The sequence below is a fragment of the Bradyrhizobium sp. USDA3010 genome, from assembly GCF_056429065.1.
In genome coordinates this window covers 59,501-74,423 of the sequence record NZ_JBWJZD010000027.1, presented here as the reverse complement: position 1 = coordinate 74,423, position 14,923 = coordinate 59,501, and the positions used below count along the sequence as shown (strand labels likewise).

At 63.3% G+C, this 14,923-nt stretch carries 14 protein-coding genes; 11 read left to right on the top strand and 3 right to left on the bottom strand.

Annotated features, from left to right (window positions below; genetic code table 11):
* Positions 1 to 22: 22 nt before the first annotated feature.
* Entirely contained in the window at positions 23 to 1,606 is a 1,584-nt protein-coding gene (locus AC066Y_RS31485) for a S10 family peptidase (protein WP_478277261.1), read from the top strand.
* Between the two features lie 468 nt (positions 1,607 to 2,074).
* Here AC066Y_RS31485 and AC066Y_RS31480 read toward each other — a convergent pair whose 3' ends face one another.
* Positions 2,075 to 2,956, bottom strand: coding sequence for a LysR substrate-binding domain-containing protein (locus tag AC066Y_RS31480; RefSeq protein WP_478277260.1), 882 nt, complete (start codon positions 2,954 to 2,956; stop codon positions 2,075 to 2,077).
* Positions 2,957 to 3,138: 182 nt separating this feature from the next.
* On the opposite strand from AC066Y_RS31480, the gene AC066Y_RS31475 reads away from it, so the two are divergent.
* The gene (locus tag AC066Y_RS31475) at positions 3,139 to 3,600 is read left to right on the top strand and encodes a (2Fe-2S)-binding protein (RefSeq protein ID WP_478277259.1); all 462 of its coding nucleotides are present in this window, start codon (positions 3,139 to 3,141) and stop codon (positions 3,598 to 3,600) included.
* 3 nt (positions 3,601 to 3,603) lie between these two features.
* On the top strand, positions 3,604 to 5,781 hold the full coding sequence (locus AC066Y_RS31470; RefSeq protein ID WP_478277258.1) for a xanthine dehydrogenase family protein molybdopterin-binding subunit: 2,178 nt from the start codon (positions 3,604 to 3,606) through the stop codon (positions 5,779 to 5,781).
* A 229-nt stretch (positions 5,782 to 6,010) separates the two neighbouring features.
* Here the strand turns inward: AC066Y_RS31470 and AC066Y_RS31465 are convergent, their stop codons facing one another.
* Positions 6,011 to 6,907: a DUF2189 domain-containing protein gene (locus tag AC066Y_RS31465; RefSeq protein ID WP_478277257.1), complete on the bottom strand. Its 897-nt coding sequence runs from the start codon at positions 6,905 to 6,907 to the stop codon at positions 6,011 to 6,013.
* A gap of 568 nt (positions 6,908 to 7,475) precedes the next feature.
* On the opposite strand from AC066Y_RS31465, the gene coxB reads away from it, so the two are divergent.
* The 6 genes from coxB to AC066Y_RS31435 all read left to right on the top strand — a co-directional run bounded on the left by coxB (position 7,476) and on the right by AC066Y_RS31435 (position 13,021).
* Positions 7,476 to 8,309, top strand: a complete 834-nt coding sequence (gene coxB / locus AC066Y_RS31460) for a cytochrome c oxidase subunit II (protein WP_478277256.1) — start codon at positions 7,476 to 7,478, stop codon at positions 8,307 to 8,309.
* Positions 8,310 to 8,380: 71 nt separating this feature from the next.
* Positions 8,381 to 10,156 (top strand): cytochrome c oxidase subunit I, encoded by a 1,776-nt coding sequence (ctaD, locus tag AC066Y_RS31455; RefSeq protein WP_478277255.1) that lies wholly within the window; start codon positions 8,381 to 8,383, stop codon positions 10,154 to 10,156.
* A complete protein-coding gene (locus AC066Y_RS31450; protein ID WP_478277254.1) occupies positions 10,153 to 10,857 on the top strand; it encodes a cytochrome c oxidase subunit 3 in 705 nt (234 codons plus the stop codon). Before ctaD ends, AC066Y_RS31450 begins: the two co-directional genes overlap by 4 nt.
* A gap of 14 nt (positions 10,858 to 10,871) precedes the next feature.
* On the top strand, positions 10,872 to 11,594 hold the full coding sequence (locus tag AC066Y_RS31445) for a heme-copper oxidase subunit III family protein (protein ID WP_478277253.1): 723 nt from the start codon (positions 10,872 to 10,874) through the stop codon (positions 11,592 to 11,594).
* Between the two features lie 9 nt (positions 11,595 to 11,603).
* Positions 11,604 to 12,011, top strand: a complete 408-nt coding sequence (locus tag AC066Y_RS31440) for a cytochrome C oxidase subunit IV family protein (RefSeq protein WP_478277252.1) — start codon at positions 11,604 to 11,606, stop codon at positions 12,009 to 12,011.
* Positions 12,012 to 12,112: 101 nt separating this feature from the next.
* Complete coding sequence (locus tag AC066Y_RS31435) at positions 12,113 to 13,021, top strand: heme o synthase (RefSeq protein ID WP_478277251.1); 909 nt, start codon at positions 12,113 to 12,115, stop codon at positions 13,019 to 13,021.
* A gap of 130 nt (positions 13,022 to 13,151) precedes the next feature.
* On the opposite strand, the gene AC066Y_RS31430 is transcribed toward AC066Y_RS31435, so the two are convergent.
* Complete coding sequence (locus AC066Y_RS31430; RefSeq protein ID WP_478277250.1) at positions 13,152 to 13,370, bottom strand: GDCCVxC domain-containing (seleno)protein; 219 nt, start codon at positions 13,368 to 13,370, stop codon at positions 13,152 to 13,154.
* A 247-nt stretch (positions 13,371 to 13,617) separates the two neighbouring features.
* Here AC066Y_RS31430 and AC066Y_RS31425 point away from each other — a divergent pair, with 247 nt between their 5' ends.
* The gene (locus AC066Y_RS31425) at positions 13,618 to 14,175 is read left to right on the top strand and encodes a sigma-70 family RNA polymerase sigma factor (RefSeq protein WP_478277249.1); all 558 of its coding nucleotides are present in this window, start codon (positions 13,618 to 13,620) and stop codon (positions 14,173 to 14,175) included.
* On the top strand, positions 14,172 to 14,813 hold the full coding sequence (locus tag AC066Y_RS31420) for an NrsF family protein (protein ID WP_478277248.1): 642 nt from the start codon (positions 14,172 to 14,174) through the stop codon (positions 14,811 to 14,813). Before AC066Y_RS31425 ends, AC066Y_RS31420 begins: the two co-directional genes overlap by 4 nt.
* Positions 14,814 to 14,923 lie beyond the last annotated feature (110 nt).

Here is a 14,923-nt window from a genome sequence, read left to right as displayed (position 1 = left end):
GTCGGCCCAGGGAGTGAACGGCATGGCTAACAGTTTTGCGACACGGCTCACCGCGGCGTTGCTGGTGGCCTGCCTCGCAACCGCGGTGCGGGCCGACGACGAGACCCCGCAGCCGTCGCCGTCGCCGAGCGCGCAGGCCCCGAGCGGTCAGAACCCAAGCGGCCAGAAGGGACGGGCAGGGCGCGGCGAGACGGGCTCCGGCGCCAGCGCTACGGCCAACACGCCTGCCGCCGAGCAGCACCGCCTGCCGCCGGATTCCACGACCAAGCAATCCGTCGCGCTGCCCGGCCGGACACTCGCCTTCAGCGCGACCGCGGGCTCGATCCGCGTGTTCGACGACAAGGGCGAGCCGCTCGCCGACATCGCCTACACCTCCTATCAGCTCGACGGCGCCGAGAAGGCGAGCCGCCCCGTGACGTTCCTGTTCAACGGCGGGCCGGGCTCCGCGTCGGCCTGGCTGCAATTCGGCAATGTCGGGCCGTGGCGACTGCCGTTCGACGGAGCGGTCTCGTCGGCCTCGCCGGAGCTGCAGCCGAATGCCGATACCTGGCTCGATTTCACCGATCTTGTGTTCATCGATCCCGTCGGCACCGGCTACAGCCGCTTCGTCACCTCCTCGGAGGATGCGCGCAAGCGCTTCTTCACTGTCGATGGCGACGCCAATTCGGTCGCGCTGGTGATCCGCCGCTGGCTGGAGAAATACGACCGGCTGACCTCGCCGAAATATCTTACTGGCGAAAGCTATGGCGGCATCCGCGGGCCCAAGGTGGTGCGCAATCTGCAAATGCAGCAGGGCGTCGGCGTCCGCGGCCTGATCCTGATCTCGCCGGTGCTCGATTTCCGCGACTATACCGGTACCAGCATCCTGCAATATGTCGCGAGCCTGCCGACCATGACGGCGGTCGCGCGGCAGGCGAAGGGGCCGGTGACGCGCGAGGATCTCGCCGACGTCGAGAGCTACGCGGGCGGCGACTTCCTGCTCGATCTCGTCAAAGGGCAGGCCGATACCGAGGCCACCACGCGGCTCGCCGACAAGGTCGCAACGCTGACCGGCATCGATCCGGCGGTGAGCCGCAGGCTCGCCGGCCGCTTCGACATCGGTGAATTCCGCCGCGAGTTCGATCGCAAGAACGGCAAAGTGACCGGCCGCTACGACGCCTCGGTCGAAGGCTTCGATCCCTATCCGGACTCCAGCTCCTTCCGCTTCAACGATCCGTCCGGCGATCCCCTGATGGCACCCTTGACCAGCGCCGCCGTCGATCTCACCACGCGCAGACTGAACTGGCGGCCGGACGGTTCCTATCATCTGCTCAGCGAAAGCGTGAACAAGGGCTGGGAGTTCGGCCATGGCATCAGCCCGCCGGAGTCGGTGACGCAGCTGCGCCAGATGCTGGCGCTCGACCCCAAGCTGAAGCTCCTGATCGGTCACGGCCTGTTCGATCTCGCGACGCCGTACTTCGCCTCGAAGATCATCCTCGACCAGCTGCCGGCCTTCGCGGGTCCGAGCCGCACCAGGCTCGCGGTCTATCCCGGCGGCCACATGTTCTACTCCCGCGACGGCTCGCGCCAGGCATTCCGCAAGGAGGTCGAGGCGCTGGTGAAGTGAGGGGAATATCGCTGCCGATCGGAGTGGAGTAGCGGACGGAGCGCGATCTCTTTCCGACGTCGTCCCGGCGAATGCCTGGCCGTCGTGCTTCGAAGCTCGCTGCGCTCGCACCTCCAGCGACAAAGGCAAAGCCTTTGCGCGGGCATGACGGTGATGGAGCTGGTCGCATTTCTCTCCATTCGTCGTCCTGGCGAAAGCCAGGACCCATAACCACCGAATTTCGATTGTGAACGAGATCGTCGCCCCAGCGTCGCGCACCGATTACCATTTGGGGTAATGGGTCCTGGCTTTCGCCAGGACGACGGCGGTGGATGGTGCTCGATTCATGATGACAAACACGCGGTGTCGAGCCGGGCGATGACAGATGAGGATGAGGGCATGGCTTCACGTTCTTGTCCGAGCCTTGCTGTTCGTTCCGCCCTCTCCTGAACGGAGGGCGCAGGAAAGCCGGGTGCCGATCGCATTGCCTCACCCATAGGTCTCCACGATGAAGTCGATCAGGGCGCGGAGCTTCGGCGTCATCTTGCGGTTCTTCGGCCACAGGATCTGGCGCGCGCGGGCCTGCGTCGTATAGTTCGGCAACAGGACCTGCAGCCGTCCCGCGGCGATGTCCTCGGCGAGCAACTCGTCGCGCATCAGCACGATGCCGGCGCCGGCCAGCGCCGCATAGCGGATGCCGAACGCGCTGTTGATGAAGAGGCGGCTTGTGACATCGACATGCACTTCGCCCTCCGGTCCGACGAAGGTCCATCGCTGCCCGTCCGACCAGCCGGGATAGCGCAGGCATTCATGGTGGATGAGATCCCCCGGATGCGTTGGTGTGCCGCGTTCGGCGAGATAGCTCGGCGCGGCGCACACTACACCTGTGTAGGGCGACAGCGAGCGCGACATCATGGTGGAGTCGGTCAGCGTGCCGACGCGGATCGCGGCGTCGAGGCCTTCCTCGAGCAGATCGACCATTTTGTCGCTGAGCACGAGGTCGACCGAAACCTCCGGATATTTCCTCACGAAGCGGACCAGCGCGGGCGCCAGGCTGTACGACCCGAAGGCGACCGAGGTCGCCACGCGCAGCTTGCCGCGCGGCGCGCTCAACGCCTCCTCGACCAGCGCATCGCCGGCCTCGGCCTGCTCCAGCAAATGCTTGCAGTGATCGAGATAGCTGCGGCCGAGCTCGGTGAGGCCCTGCCGCCGCGTCGACCGGTTGATCAATTGCGAGCCGAGCCGGTCCTCGAGAAAACGGATATGCTTGCCGATCATGGTCGGCGAGATCCGCAGCTCTTTGGCCGCCGCGGTGAAGGAGCCGAGATCGGCGACGCGGGCGAACACGGCCATGCTGGTCAATCGGTCCATGGATTATAAACCAACGGTTATTTCATTGCGCATCATCGCGCCGCTTACGCGGCGTTGGAATTGGATTTATTACCATAAGTGAGTAATCGGCGCGAATGCGCGTTCGATCGCTTTGGAATGTCGCGGTTGCGCCCGGAGGGGCGCAGTCCGGGCGGGTCTCGAACCAGGACAGGAGTGTCAGGATGCCTTTCCAGATCATGATCAATGGGACCAGTCATTCGGTCGATGCCGATGGCGATACGCCGCTGCTGTGGGTGCTGCGCGACGTGCTCGGCATGACCGGCACCAAGTTCGGCTGCGGCATGGCGCTGTGCGGCGCCTGCACGGTGCATCTCGACGGCAGCGCGGTGCGCTCCTGCATCACGACGATCGACAGCATCGGGGACTCCAAGATCACGACCATCGAGGCGGTCGGCGGGACGCCGTCCGGCAAGAAGATCCAGGACGCCTGGCTCGCGCATGAGGTGCCGCAATGCGGCTACTGCCAGTCCGGGCAGATCATGTCCGCCTCCGCCTTGCTCGCAAGCAAGCCGAAGCCGACCGACGCCGATATCGACGACGCGATGTCGGGCAATATCTGCCGCTGTGGCACCTATGTGCGCATTCGCGAAGCCATCAAGCAAGCCGCGCAGTCGGGAGGTTGAGCCATGACGCTGATCGACAATTTGTCTGAGCGCGCCGCCGATCTGTCGCGGCGCAATTTCCTCCGCGCCAGCGCGATCGCAGGCGGCGGCCTGCTGCTCAGCGTGAGCCTGCCGTTCGCCAGCCGCGAGAGCGAAGCCGCGGCCGCCGGTGACTTCGCGCCGAATGCCTTCATCCGGATCGGCGGCGACGGCAAGGTCGTGCTCACCATGCCCTATGTCGAGATGGGGCAGGGCACCTACACCTCGATCCCGATGCTGATCGCCGAGGAGCTCGAGATCGGCCTGACGCAGGTTCAGCTCGAGCACGCGCCGCCGAGCGACAAGCTCTATGCCAACCCGCTGCTCGGCGTGCAGGCGACCGGCAATTCGAATGCGATGCGCGGCGCCTGGCAGCCGATGCGCAAAGCCGGCGCCACCGCGAAGGCGATGTTGGTCGCGGCCGCGGCGAAACGCTGGAACGTCGAACCCGGCTCGTGCCGCGCCGAGAACGGCGAGGTGCTTCATGGGGCGACGGGACGCAAGCTCGGTTACGGCGAATTGGCGGCCGACGCGGCGCAGATGCCGGTGCCCGAGAACGTGACGCTGAAGAGCCCGGCCGAGTTCAAGCTGATCGGCACGCCCGCCAAGCGGCTCGATACGCGCTCCAAGATCAACGGCTCGGCGGTCTACGGTATCGACGCGCGGCCGCCGGGCGTGAAGATCGCGACGCTGGCGCAGTCGCCGGTGTTCGGCGGGCGGGTCAAGCGCGTGGATGATGCGGCGGCGAAAGCCGTCAACGGCGTGCGACAGATCGTGAAGCTCGATGACGCGGTCGCCGTGGTGGCCGATCACATGGGGGCGGCGAAGAACGGTCTCGCGGCGCTCACGATCGAGTGGGACGAGGGGGCTCACGCCAAGCTCGCCACGTCAGATATCGCGCGCGAGCTCGAAGCCGCCACCACGAAGCCGGGCGCGGTCGCGCAGAATATCGGCGACGCCGACAAGGCAATGGCGAACGCGGCGACCAAACTCGAGGCAAGCTATCAGCTGCCGTTCCTCGCGCATGCGACGATGGAGCCGATGAACTGCACCGTGCATGTTCGCGCCGACGGCTGCGAAATCTGGGTCGGCAACCAGGCGCTCTCGCGCGTGCAGGCGGTGGCCGCGAAGATGCTGGACCTGCCGCCGGAGAAGGTGGCGGTGCACAATCACCTGCTTGGCGGCGGTTTTGGCCGCAGGCTCGAGGTCGATGGTGTCATTCGCGCCGTACAGATCGCAAAGCAGGTCGATGCGCCGGTCAAGGTGGTATGGACCCGCGAGGAGGACATCCAGCACGACATGTACCGGCCGTACTGGTGCGACCGGATTGCGGTCGGTCTCGATGCATCGGGCAAGCCGGTGGCCTGGAACAACCGGTTCGCGGGTTCTTCCGTCATTGCGCGGTGGGCGCCGCCGGCGTTCCGCAACGGTCTCGACCCCGACACGACAGAGGGGGCGATCGATCTCGTCTATGACATTCCGAACTTCCACGTCGAATATGTCCGGGTCGAGCCGCCCGGCATTCCGACCGCGTTCTGGCGCAGCGTCGGGCCCTCGCACAATGTGTTCGTCACCGAAAGCATGATCGACGAGATGGCGGCGGCCGCCAAGCAGGACCCGGTCGAATATCGCAAGGCGCTGCTCGGCAAGTCGCCGCGCGCCAAGGCGGCGCTCGAGCTTGCGGCAGCCAAGGCCGGCTGGGGCGGCAAGCTGCCGGCCGGGCGCGGCCGCGGCGTGTCGCTGCAATTCGTGTTCGGCAGCTACCTCGCTCAGGTCGCCGAGGTCGAGGTTGCCAAGGACGGTTCGGTACGTGTCCATCGCGTCGTCTGCGCGATGGATTGCGGCACCGTGGTCAATCCCGACACCGTGCAGGCGCAGCTGCAGAGCGGCATCAATTTCGGCGTCACCGCCGCGCTCTATGGCGAAATCACGCTGAAGGACGGTCGCATCGAGCAGAGCAATTTCGACAGCTACCAGATGCTGCGGATCGATCAGGCCCCGGCCATCGAGGTCCATATCGTGCCGAGCACCGCGCCGCCGGGCGGCATGGGCGAGACCGGGACATCGGGAATCGTGCCTGCGATCAGCAACGCGATCTTTGCGGCGACCGGCAAGCGGCTGCGGAAGATGCCGGTCGATCCAGCGGTGTTGAAGCAAACGTAAGCTACCGGCCGTCATGGCCGGGCTTGTCCCGGCCATCCACGTCCTTTCTTATTCGATTGGAGTGAAGACGTCGATGCCCGGGCATAGGCGAGCGGAAGCGACGCCGTCCTTCGGACGGCGATGCCCGCGCATGACGGAATGCCGGCGCGATCGTGAAGCCGGGCGGATTTGCGCCCTGCAATTGATCCGTGCGAGGCGGTTCGCCAGTCTCAAGTCGCCCCTCGTATCACTAACGCTCACGGCTCCACGGGAAGAGTGAGGCCGGGAAATCGGCCGCGTAGCGGTGACCGATCGGCGGGCGGGGCTCTTCTTGCGGAGGATTCGGGTCAGGCTCGATCACCTTCCTGTAAAGATGCCAGGTCGCATGACCAAGCACCGGCAGAACGACGCAGAGACCGACGAAGAATGGCAGTGAGCCCACGGCCAGCAATACTGCAACGATCAATCCCCACGCGGCCATCTCAATTGGATTCATCATCACGGCCCTTATCGAGGTGCGGATCGCATCGATCGCTGTCGCATGGCGGTCGAGCATCAGCGGAAACGAGACGACGCTGACGCACAGGGCAGCCAGGGCGAAAAGGAAGCCGACGCCGCATCCGATGATGATGAGCGACCAGCCTTCGGGTGTCGTCAACACGCGCTCTGCGAAATCAGGGATGCTCGCAGCCGGAGCATAGCCGAAAGTCGCAATGTAGATCGCGTCCGCGGCGGCGATCCAGACCCCGAACAGAACGAACAGGAGAATGCCAAGTTCGAGCATGGCGCCGAACGACGGCGCGCGCAGCACCTGCATTGCATCCCAGGCTCCTGGCTCCTCTCCCCGCTCGCGGTGGCGACTCAGTTCGTAGAGGCCTAGTCCGGCGAAAGGACCGATCAGGGCGAAGCCGGCGGCGAGCGGAAACAGCAGCGGCAGCACCGAATAGCCGATCACAAGTCTGAACAGGACAAGTCCGAGGACGGGGTACATCACGCACAGGACGATGGCGTGGGTCGGGACGGCCTTGAAGTCTTCCCAGCCGAGGCGCAGCGCGTCGCCGAGGTCGGAAAGGCTGATCTTGCGAACGACAAAGGCGGTCGAGACGCCAAACAATTGCAGTTTGGGTCGTGCGAATACGGTGGTCATGGTTCCGGTCTCCTTGCTTGTGCCCGCAGGGGAACGGAGCGCCATCAACACACGCACATCCGCCTCATGCGCGAAAATCGCGACTGAGTCCGGCAAATCAGATTCAACCAGAACGAGCTTGCCGGACGACATCTGTCGCAACCGGTCCAATCAAACTAGTCCGATGCGCCGCAGAAGCAAGATGGCGAACGCGGTCGGGAAAATTGTGCAAGCGCACAAGCCAGGTTTTGCGATGCACCATCTGATGGCGGGTCCCGATCGGGTGCTCTCCGGCATGCAATGCATTCGCGCCGACGCGCGCCGGACAGAGGCGGGACATACTCCTCTATTGACGCCGGGCTCGACGAGTACCATCTTGAATGCACTGAACGCCCCCAAGCTCCGATGAGATTGCGGCCGTGACGTTGATCCTTTGTCATGATGCCCCAGCGTCGCGACCGGCAGAATGGGCGAGGCAAAAGGCACGGTGATGGTGTCCGTGACACCATACCTTTGACACCATACCTTTGACGTGAGCTCCGCCCTTTCGTTCGTCTCCGCAGCCTTCAATGGCAAGGAGGAATGAGGGATGGCTGTCGCGCTCGTACTGCTCCTGGTTGCGGTCGCCTCGGTGCTGTTTCACATCTACAGCCCGTGGTGGTGGACGCCGATCGCCTCGAACTGGCGCTACATCGACGACACGATCAATCTGACGTTCTGGATCACCGGCGCGGTTTTCTGCGCGGTCATCGCGTTCATGGCTTACTGCGTGTTCCGTTTTCACCACAAGGAGGGACGCCGGGCCGCCTACAATCCCGAAAACAAGAAGCTCGAATGGTGGCTCAGCATCGTGACGGCAGTCGGCGTCGCCGCCATGTTGGCGCCCGGCCTGGTCGTCTGGCACCAGTTCGTCACCGTTCCCGACGACGCGACCGACGTCGAGGTCGTTGGGCAACAGTGGATGTGGAGTTATCGGCTTCCGGGAAAAGACGGCCGACTCGGCACGTCAGATGCGCGCCTGATCAGTTCCGACAATCCTCTGGGGTTGAATCCCAACGATCCGAACGGACAGGACGACATCGTCGTTCAAAGCGACGATCTGCATCTGCCGGTTGGGAAGCCGGTGAAGGTGTTGCTCCGCTCAATCGACGTTCTGCATGATTTCTACGTGCCCGAGTTCCGGGCCAAGATGGACATGATACCGGGCTCGGTGACCTATTACTGGTTCACGCCCACCCGCACCGGAACGTTCGACGTCCTCTGTGCGGAGCTGTGCGGCGTCGCGCACGCGCAGATGCGGAGCAGGGTCGTCGTGCAGGAAGCGAAGGAATATCACGCGTGGCTTGAGAGGCAGCGGACGTTTGCGGAGTTGTCGGGGCAGCACGACGTCGCGAAGGCCGCGTACAAGACTGGTAGCGAATGAACATGCCGACGAGGATCAGCCGGATATGAGGTGAACTTGTCGCTGAGCGGAAGACCAAGGAGGGTATTCCGATGGTCGATATCCCGTTTGATGAGGTTGCAGGCATCCCGCCCGCCGAAGTAGGTGAGGTTGAGCTCTATCACCCGCACAGCTGGTGGACGAGATACGTCTTTTCGCAAGACGCCAAGGTTATCGCCGTCCAGTACTCGATCACGGCGATGTCGATCGGAATGGTTGCGCTGGTGCTGTCGTGGATGATGCGGCTGCAACTGGGATTTCCCGGCACATTCTCCTTCATCGATGCCAATCAGTACCTTCAGTTCATCACCATGCACGGCATGATCATGGTGATCTACCTGCTCACGGCGTTGTTCCTCGGCGGCTTCGGCAACTACCTCATCCCGCTGATGGTCGGCGCGCGGGACATGGTCTTCCCCTACGTGAACATGCTGAGCTACTGGGTTTATCTGCTCGCCGTGCTGGTGCTGGTCGCGACGTTCTTCGTGCCCGGCGGGCCGACCGGCGCCGGCTGGACGCTTTATCCACCCCAGGCGATTCTCTCCGGCACCCCCGGGCAGGATTGGGGCATCGTTCTCATGCTGGCCTCGCTGATCCTGTTCATCATCGGCTTCACGATGGGCGGGCTCAATTATGTGGTGACAGTGCTGCAGGCCCGCACGCGCGGCATGACATTGATGCGGATGCCCCTGACGGTGTGGGGCATCTTCACGGCCACCGTGATGGCGCTGTTGGCCTTCCCGGCGCTGTTCGTCGCCTCGGTGATGCTGCTGCTGGACCGTCTCCTGGGAACCAGCTTCTTCATGCCGACGCTGGTCGAGATGGGCCAGCTGACGAAGTATGGCGGCGGCAGCCCGATCCTGTTCCAGCATTTGTTCTGGTTCTTCGGCCACCCCGAAGTCTACATCGTCGCCTTGCCGGCCTTCGGCATCATTTCCGATCTGATCAGCGTCCACGCGCGAAAAAACATCTTCGGCTATCGCATGATGGTTTGGGCGATCGTGGCAATCGGTGCGCTCAGCTTCGTCGTATGGGCGCACCACATGTATGTGAGCGGCATGAATCCGTATTTCGGGTTCTTCTTCGCCACCACGACACTCATCATCGCCATCCCGACTGCGATCAAGGTCTACAACTGGGTGCTGACCCTGTGGCGCGGCGACATCCATCTCACGGTGCCGATGCTGTTCGCGCTCGCGTTCATCATCACGTTCGTGAACGGCGGCCTGACCGGACTGTTTCTCGGTAACGTGGTCGTGGACGTTCCGCTGTCGGACACGATGTTCGTCGTCGCGCACTTCCACATGGTGATGGGCATCGCGCCGATCATGGCCGTGTTTGGCGGACTCTATCACTGGTATCCGAAAGTCACCGGACGCATGCTCAATGAGGCGCTTGGACGTTTCCACTTCTGGGTGACGTTCATCGGGGCCTATGCGGTCTTCTTCCCGATGCACTATCTGGGCCTGCTCGGGATGCCCCGCCGCTATCACGACATCGGCGAGACAACCTTCGTCCCGGCATCGGCCCACGACCTCAATGCGTTCATGAGCGTGGCGGCGCTGATTGTCGGCTTCGCCCAGCTTGTCTTCCTGTTCAATCTCATCTGGAGCCTGTTCAAGGGAAAAGAGGCTGGCAGCAACCCCTGGGGAGCCGCCTCGCTGGAGTGGCAGACACCGGAAACCCCGCCCGGACATGGCAACTGGGGCAAGGACCTCCCGATCGTCTATCGCTGGGCCTACGATTACAGCGTGCCGGGCGCTGCGGGGGACTTTGTGCCGCAAAATGAACCGCCGGCCGGATTGGCGACGCAGGGAGCCCATCCGTGAGTGCCATCATCCTGTTCATTGCTACAATTGCAGCGATCGCGGGATGGTGGCTCTCGCAGCAACGGCTGGCTGCCAAGCCGTGGCTGGAGCAGGGCGTGGCCGTCGATCTTCGTGGTGAGCGCGGTTCGTCCGTGCCGACGGCGAAGATCGGACTGGGCGTATTTCTCGCAGTCGTCGGCTCGTTGTTCGCGCTCCTGATCAGCGCCTACTCGATGCGCAACAGCATGGTGGACTGGCGGGAGCTGCCCCTGCCCAGGCTGTTGTGGTTCAATACCGGCGTCCTGGTCATCAGCAGTGTGGCGCTGCAATGGGCGCTGATGGCCGCGCGACGCGACGACATTGACGGCCTGATCGTCGGCCTGCTGATCGGCGGAGCATCCGCCGTGACCTTCCTGGCCGGACAGCTATTGGTCTGGCAGCAGCTGAAGGCCGCCGGCTATTTCGTGGCGTCCAATCCGGCCAACTCCTTCTTCTACCTGATCACCGCGGTGCACGGACTGCATCTGATGGGCGGTCTGGTGGCGCTTGGCAGGACGACCGCCAAGGTGTGGCGTGGCGCGCCGATGATGCAGATGCGCCTGAGCGTGGAGCTCTGCGCCATCTATTGGCATTTCCTGTTGTTGGTCTGGCTGATCTTGCTCGGTCTGATGACGGGCTGGACCGACAATTTGGTCGACATCTGTCGCCAGTTGCTCACCTAGCGAGGCGGGAAGCGATGACGGAAACCACACTTGCACCCCCCCAGACGTCGCCCGGAACGATATCCGGATTGCGCGGCATCGCCGCCGACTGGGCCTCGGACCAGCGTGCCTTCAAGCACGTGTCCTGGGGGAAGGCCATGATGTGGATCTTCCTTCTGAGCGACACCTTCATCTTCAGCTGCTTCCTGCTGTCGTACATGACGGCGCGAATGTCGACGACCGTGCCGTGGCCCAATCCCAGCGAAGTGTTCGCGCTCAATCTCGGCGGCAAGCACATTCCGCTCATCCTGATCGCGATCATGACTTTCATCCTGATCAGCAGCAGCGGAACGATGGCGATGGCTGTCAACTTCGGCTACCGCCGGGATCGCGTCAAAACGGCAGCCTTGATGCTGGTCACCGCGGCATTTGGCGCGACGTTCGTCGGAATGCAGGCCTTCGAATGGACCAAGCTGATCATGGAGGGCGTGCGGCCGTGGGGCAATCCATGGGGCGCGCCGCAATTTGGCGCCTGCTTCTTCATGATCACCGGTTTCCACGGCACCCACGTGACCATCGGCGTGATCTTCCTGATCGCCGTCGCGCGAAAGGTTTGGCGGGGAGACTTCGACGTCGAGCGGCGTGGCTTTTTCACGAGCCGGAGGGGGTACTACGAGATCGTCGAGATCATGGGCCTGTACTGGCACTTCGTCGATCTGGTGTGGGTGTTCATCTTTGCCTTTTTCTATCTCTGGTGAGGTTGGCGCATGACAAACGCAGCGGTACATGTGGAAGGGCAGGCAGCGCAACATGCGCTGCACGCGTATGCGCACGACGCAGTCGCATCAGGAGCCACGCACGCAGAGGGCCAGCAGCATCCGATCAAGCTCTATCTCGTGGTCTGGGGATGGCTGTTCGTGCTCAGCACCTGCTCATACCTCGTCGACTTCTTCGGCATCCATGGCCATCTCCGATGGTCACTGATCCTGCTGTTCATGGTGCTGAAGGCCGGCCTGATCGTTGCCGTGTTCATGCACATGGCCTGGGAGCGGTTGGCGTTGGCCTACGCCATCCTGTTGCCGCCGGTGCTCGTGCTGGTCTTTGTAGGGATCATGGTGTTCGAATCCGACTATACGCATCTGCTTCGGGTGATGTTTTTCGCGCCAGCGAGCTAGCAGGCAGGACGGCTGAGAACTCGCTACGTCGACTGGGACTCTGCGAAGAAGGCCTTCAACCGATGGCCTTTCGAGCATCGAACTGACGAGGAATCAATCTCGTGCAAATCAATCGTTCAATTCTTCGCCGGAGCTATACCAACATCGGAGACTACGTCGCACTGACGAAACCGCGCGTCATGTCGCTGGTCGTCTTCACCGCACTGGTCGGTCTTATGGTCGCACCAGGCGGCATCGATCCCGGGGCCGGCGTCGTTGCTGTTGCTTGCATAGCTGCTGGAGCTGGCGCCGCAGGTGCGCTCAACATGTGGTACGATGCCGACATCGATGCGGTGATGGCGCGGACCGCCATCCGTCCAATTCCCGGCGGCCGTGTATCGCGCCCGGAAGCGTTGGTTTTTGGATTGATGCTCGGGACGTGCGCGGTCCTGACCCTCGGCACTTTGCTGAATATGGCCGCTGCTGCACTCCTTGCCTTCACGATTTTCTTCTACGTCGTCGTCTACACGATGTGGCTCAAACGCCGAACACCGCAAAATATCGTCATTGGCGGTGCCGCTGGCGCACTCCCTCCGGTGATCGGCTGGGTCGCGGTCACCGGAAGCGTCGGGCTCGAGCCGCTCATCCTGTTCTTGATCATCTTCCTCTGGACGCCACCCCACTTCTGGGCATTGTCGCTCAATCTTGCTGGAGAATACGCCCGCGCCGGTGTGCCGATGTTGCCGGTCGTCGCCGGCAAGACCGAAACAAAGCGCCAGATTCTTCTCTATAGCGCGCTTTTGGTTCCGATCTCGCTGCTACCTTATGCACTGGGATTCGCGGGGGGCATCTATGGCGCGGCCGCGGCGATGCTGGGAGCGATCATGATCTTTCTCGCATGGCAAGTACGTCGAAGCCACGACAAGGAAAGGCGGCCTGCTCGTCGCCTGTTCGTGTTTTCGATGCTCTATCTGGTGCTTCTTTTTGGTGTGCTGCTGATGAATGCTGCACCCTACGCCCAGTCCAACTAACGCGACGCATTCGAATCGACAGCCGCAGGGCTTGCTTCGTGCTGTCCCCGGCGAGACTGGGCTTGCCTAGCCGATAAACCAACATCTTCGCTGCGGGGCGTGCGCCGCCGGACAAATCAGTGGCAGGGGCTCAGGCTGGCCCGGGCCCGCCACAGCATTCGCCGCGCGTCTGCACCGGAGGGCAGGGGACAGTCCCGTAAGAGCAGAACACGCAGCAATCGCCGGCAAGCGGCTTGAGGCGGGTGCCGCAGCCGCGACAGTCGTAGAAGAACTGGCAGGCATCGCTCGGCATGGTTTCGGTCGCGGCGAATCCGCAGGCCGGACAGGTCAGGGTCGAGACGAGTTGCATGGGCCGCGGGTCCGTTGGTTAATCCCTCATGTCATTTCGGCGATAGCACAGGTCAAGGCCCCATCTGGCAGGATTGTGATCGGCGGCCGCCAAAGACGGGCTTATCCAGCCGGGATGAAGCCGCAAACTGTCGGGATGATGTGTGAACTGGGCTGAACCCGACGCGGCTTCGAAAATATTCGTGGTCCGGCCGATCGGGCTGTAACCAAACCGGTCGCCTGAGCGAACCAGACCATAGAAGCGCTGCATGACGACCGCGGAAAACGAGCTCAAGCCACTGATGCTTGCCAGCCAGGATGGCGATGCGGCGGCCCACCGGGCGTTGCTGGAGCGCCTGAGCCGGCATTTGCGTGCCTACTACAAGAGCAAGCTTGCGAGGACCGGCCGCGGCGCGGCGGAGGCGGAGGACCTGGTGCAGGAGGCCGTGTTGGCAATTCACCTCCAGCGGCACACCTACGACCCGGCACAGAAGCTGACGCCCTGGGTGCACGCGGTCGCGCGCTACAAGCTGATCGATTTCCTGCGTCGCACGCGGGCCTCGCGCGCCGACGTGCCGATCGATGAGGCCGACGACATCACAGCGCATGACGATCATATCGGCGCCGAGAGCAGCTTTGACCTCAGGCGATTGCTCAAGCAATTGCCGGCGAACATGCAGTGCGCGATCGCGGCCGTGAAGCTCGACGGATTGAGCGTCGCCGAAGCGGCGCAGCGGTGCGACATGTCGGAATCCGGTGTGAAGGTCAGCATTCATCGCGGGCTGAAGGTCCTGGCCGCGTTGATCGCCGGGAGGACGGAGCCATGAAGACGGATGACCTCATCGCGGCGCTCAGCAACAATGTCGAGCCGGTCGATCGCCGGCTGGTCGGCCGGACCGTCGCTATCGCGCTCGGGCTGGCGTTGGTTGCCGCACTTGGCCTCGTGCTTGCCGGGCTTGGCGTCCGCGCCGACCTGACCACGCCGCGTGCCTTGACCTTCCTCTTTCTGAAGCTCGCATTCGCGCTGGCTACTGTCGGCGCGGCGTCGGTCTATCTGACCCGGCTGGCGCGGCCGGGCGGCGAGCGAAAGAGCTCGCTTGGACTGGCCGCACTCCCGTTCGGTGCGATCATGCTGCTTGCCGGCATCAGCCTCGGACAGGCGCCCAGCTCTCATTGGGACAGGATGGTCATGGGAGACCAATGGCTCGAATGCCTCATCTCGGTTCCGATCATCGCGATCGTGCCGTTTGCCGTGGTGATCTGGGCAGTCAGAAAGGCGGCGCCGACCAATCTGGTGCAGGCGGGTGCATTCGGCGGCCTTGTCGCAGGTGGCGTGAGCGCCGTCGCCTATGCACTCCACTGCACCGATGACTCGTTGCCCTTTGTCGCGCTGTGGTACGGCGGCACGATCGTGCTGTGCACACTCGCAGGCGCGGCATTGGGACCGCGGTTGCTGCGCTGGTGAAAGGCAGTGATCGGACCTCTCACGTCGGCGTGAGCGTGTAACCGGAGAAACATTGGCTCCGAACTCATGATCAGAAGCGCAAATCAATGCGCTTCAGGAAAATGATGGAG

Excerpts from the sequence above, each read along its gene's own strand:
- AC066Y_RS31475 (WP_478277259.1), top strand. The coding sequence starts at position 3,139 with ATGCCTTTCCAGATCATGATCAATGGGACCAGTCATTCGGTCGATGCC.
- AC066Y_RS31470 (WP_478277258.1), top strand. The coding sequence starts at position 3,604 with ATGACGCTGATCGACAATTTGTCTGAGCGCGCCGCCGATCTGTCGCGG.
- ctaD (WP_478277255.1), top strand. The coding sequence starts at position 8,381 with ATGGTCGATATCCCGTTTGATGAGGTTGCAGGCATCCCGCCCGCCGAA.
- AC066Y_RS31445 (WP_478277253.1), top strand. The coding sequence starts at position 10,872 with ATGACGGAAACCACACTTGCACCCCCCCAGACGTCGCCCGGAACGATA.
- coxB (WP_478277256.1), top strand. The coding sequence starts at position 7,476 with ATGGCTGTCGCGCTCGTACTGCTCCTGGTTGCGGTCGCCTCGGTGCTG.
- AC066Y_RS31480 (WP_478277260.1), bottom strand. The coding sequence starts at position 2,956 with ATGGACCGATTGACCAGCATGGCCGTGTTCGCCCGCGTCGCCGATCTC.
- AC066Y_RS31430 (WP_478277250.1), bottom strand. The coding sequence starts at position 13,370 with ATGCAACTCGTCTCGACCCTGACCTGTCCGGCCTGCGGATTCGCCGCG.
- AC066Y_RS31440 (WP_478277252.1), top strand. The coding sequence starts at position 11,604 with ATGACAAACGCAGCGGTACATGTGGAAGGGCAGGCAGCGCAACATGCG.
- AC066Y_RS31420 (WP_478277248.1), top strand. The coding sequence starts at position 14,172 with ATGAAGACGGATGACCTCATCGCGGCGCTCAGCAACAATGTCGAGCCG.
- AC066Y_RS31465 (WP_478277257.1), bottom strand. The coding sequence starts at position 6,907 with ATGACCACCGTATTCGCACGACCCAAACTGCAATTGTTTGGCGTCTCG.
- AC066Y_RS31485 (WP_478277261.1), top strand. The coding sequence starts at position 23 with ATGGCTAACAGTTTTGCGACACGGCTCACCGCGGCGTTGCTGGTGGCC.
- AC066Y_RS31425 (WP_478277249.1), top strand. The coding sequence starts at position 13,618 with ATGACGACCGCGGAAAACGAGCTCAAGCCACTGATGCTTGCCAGCCAG.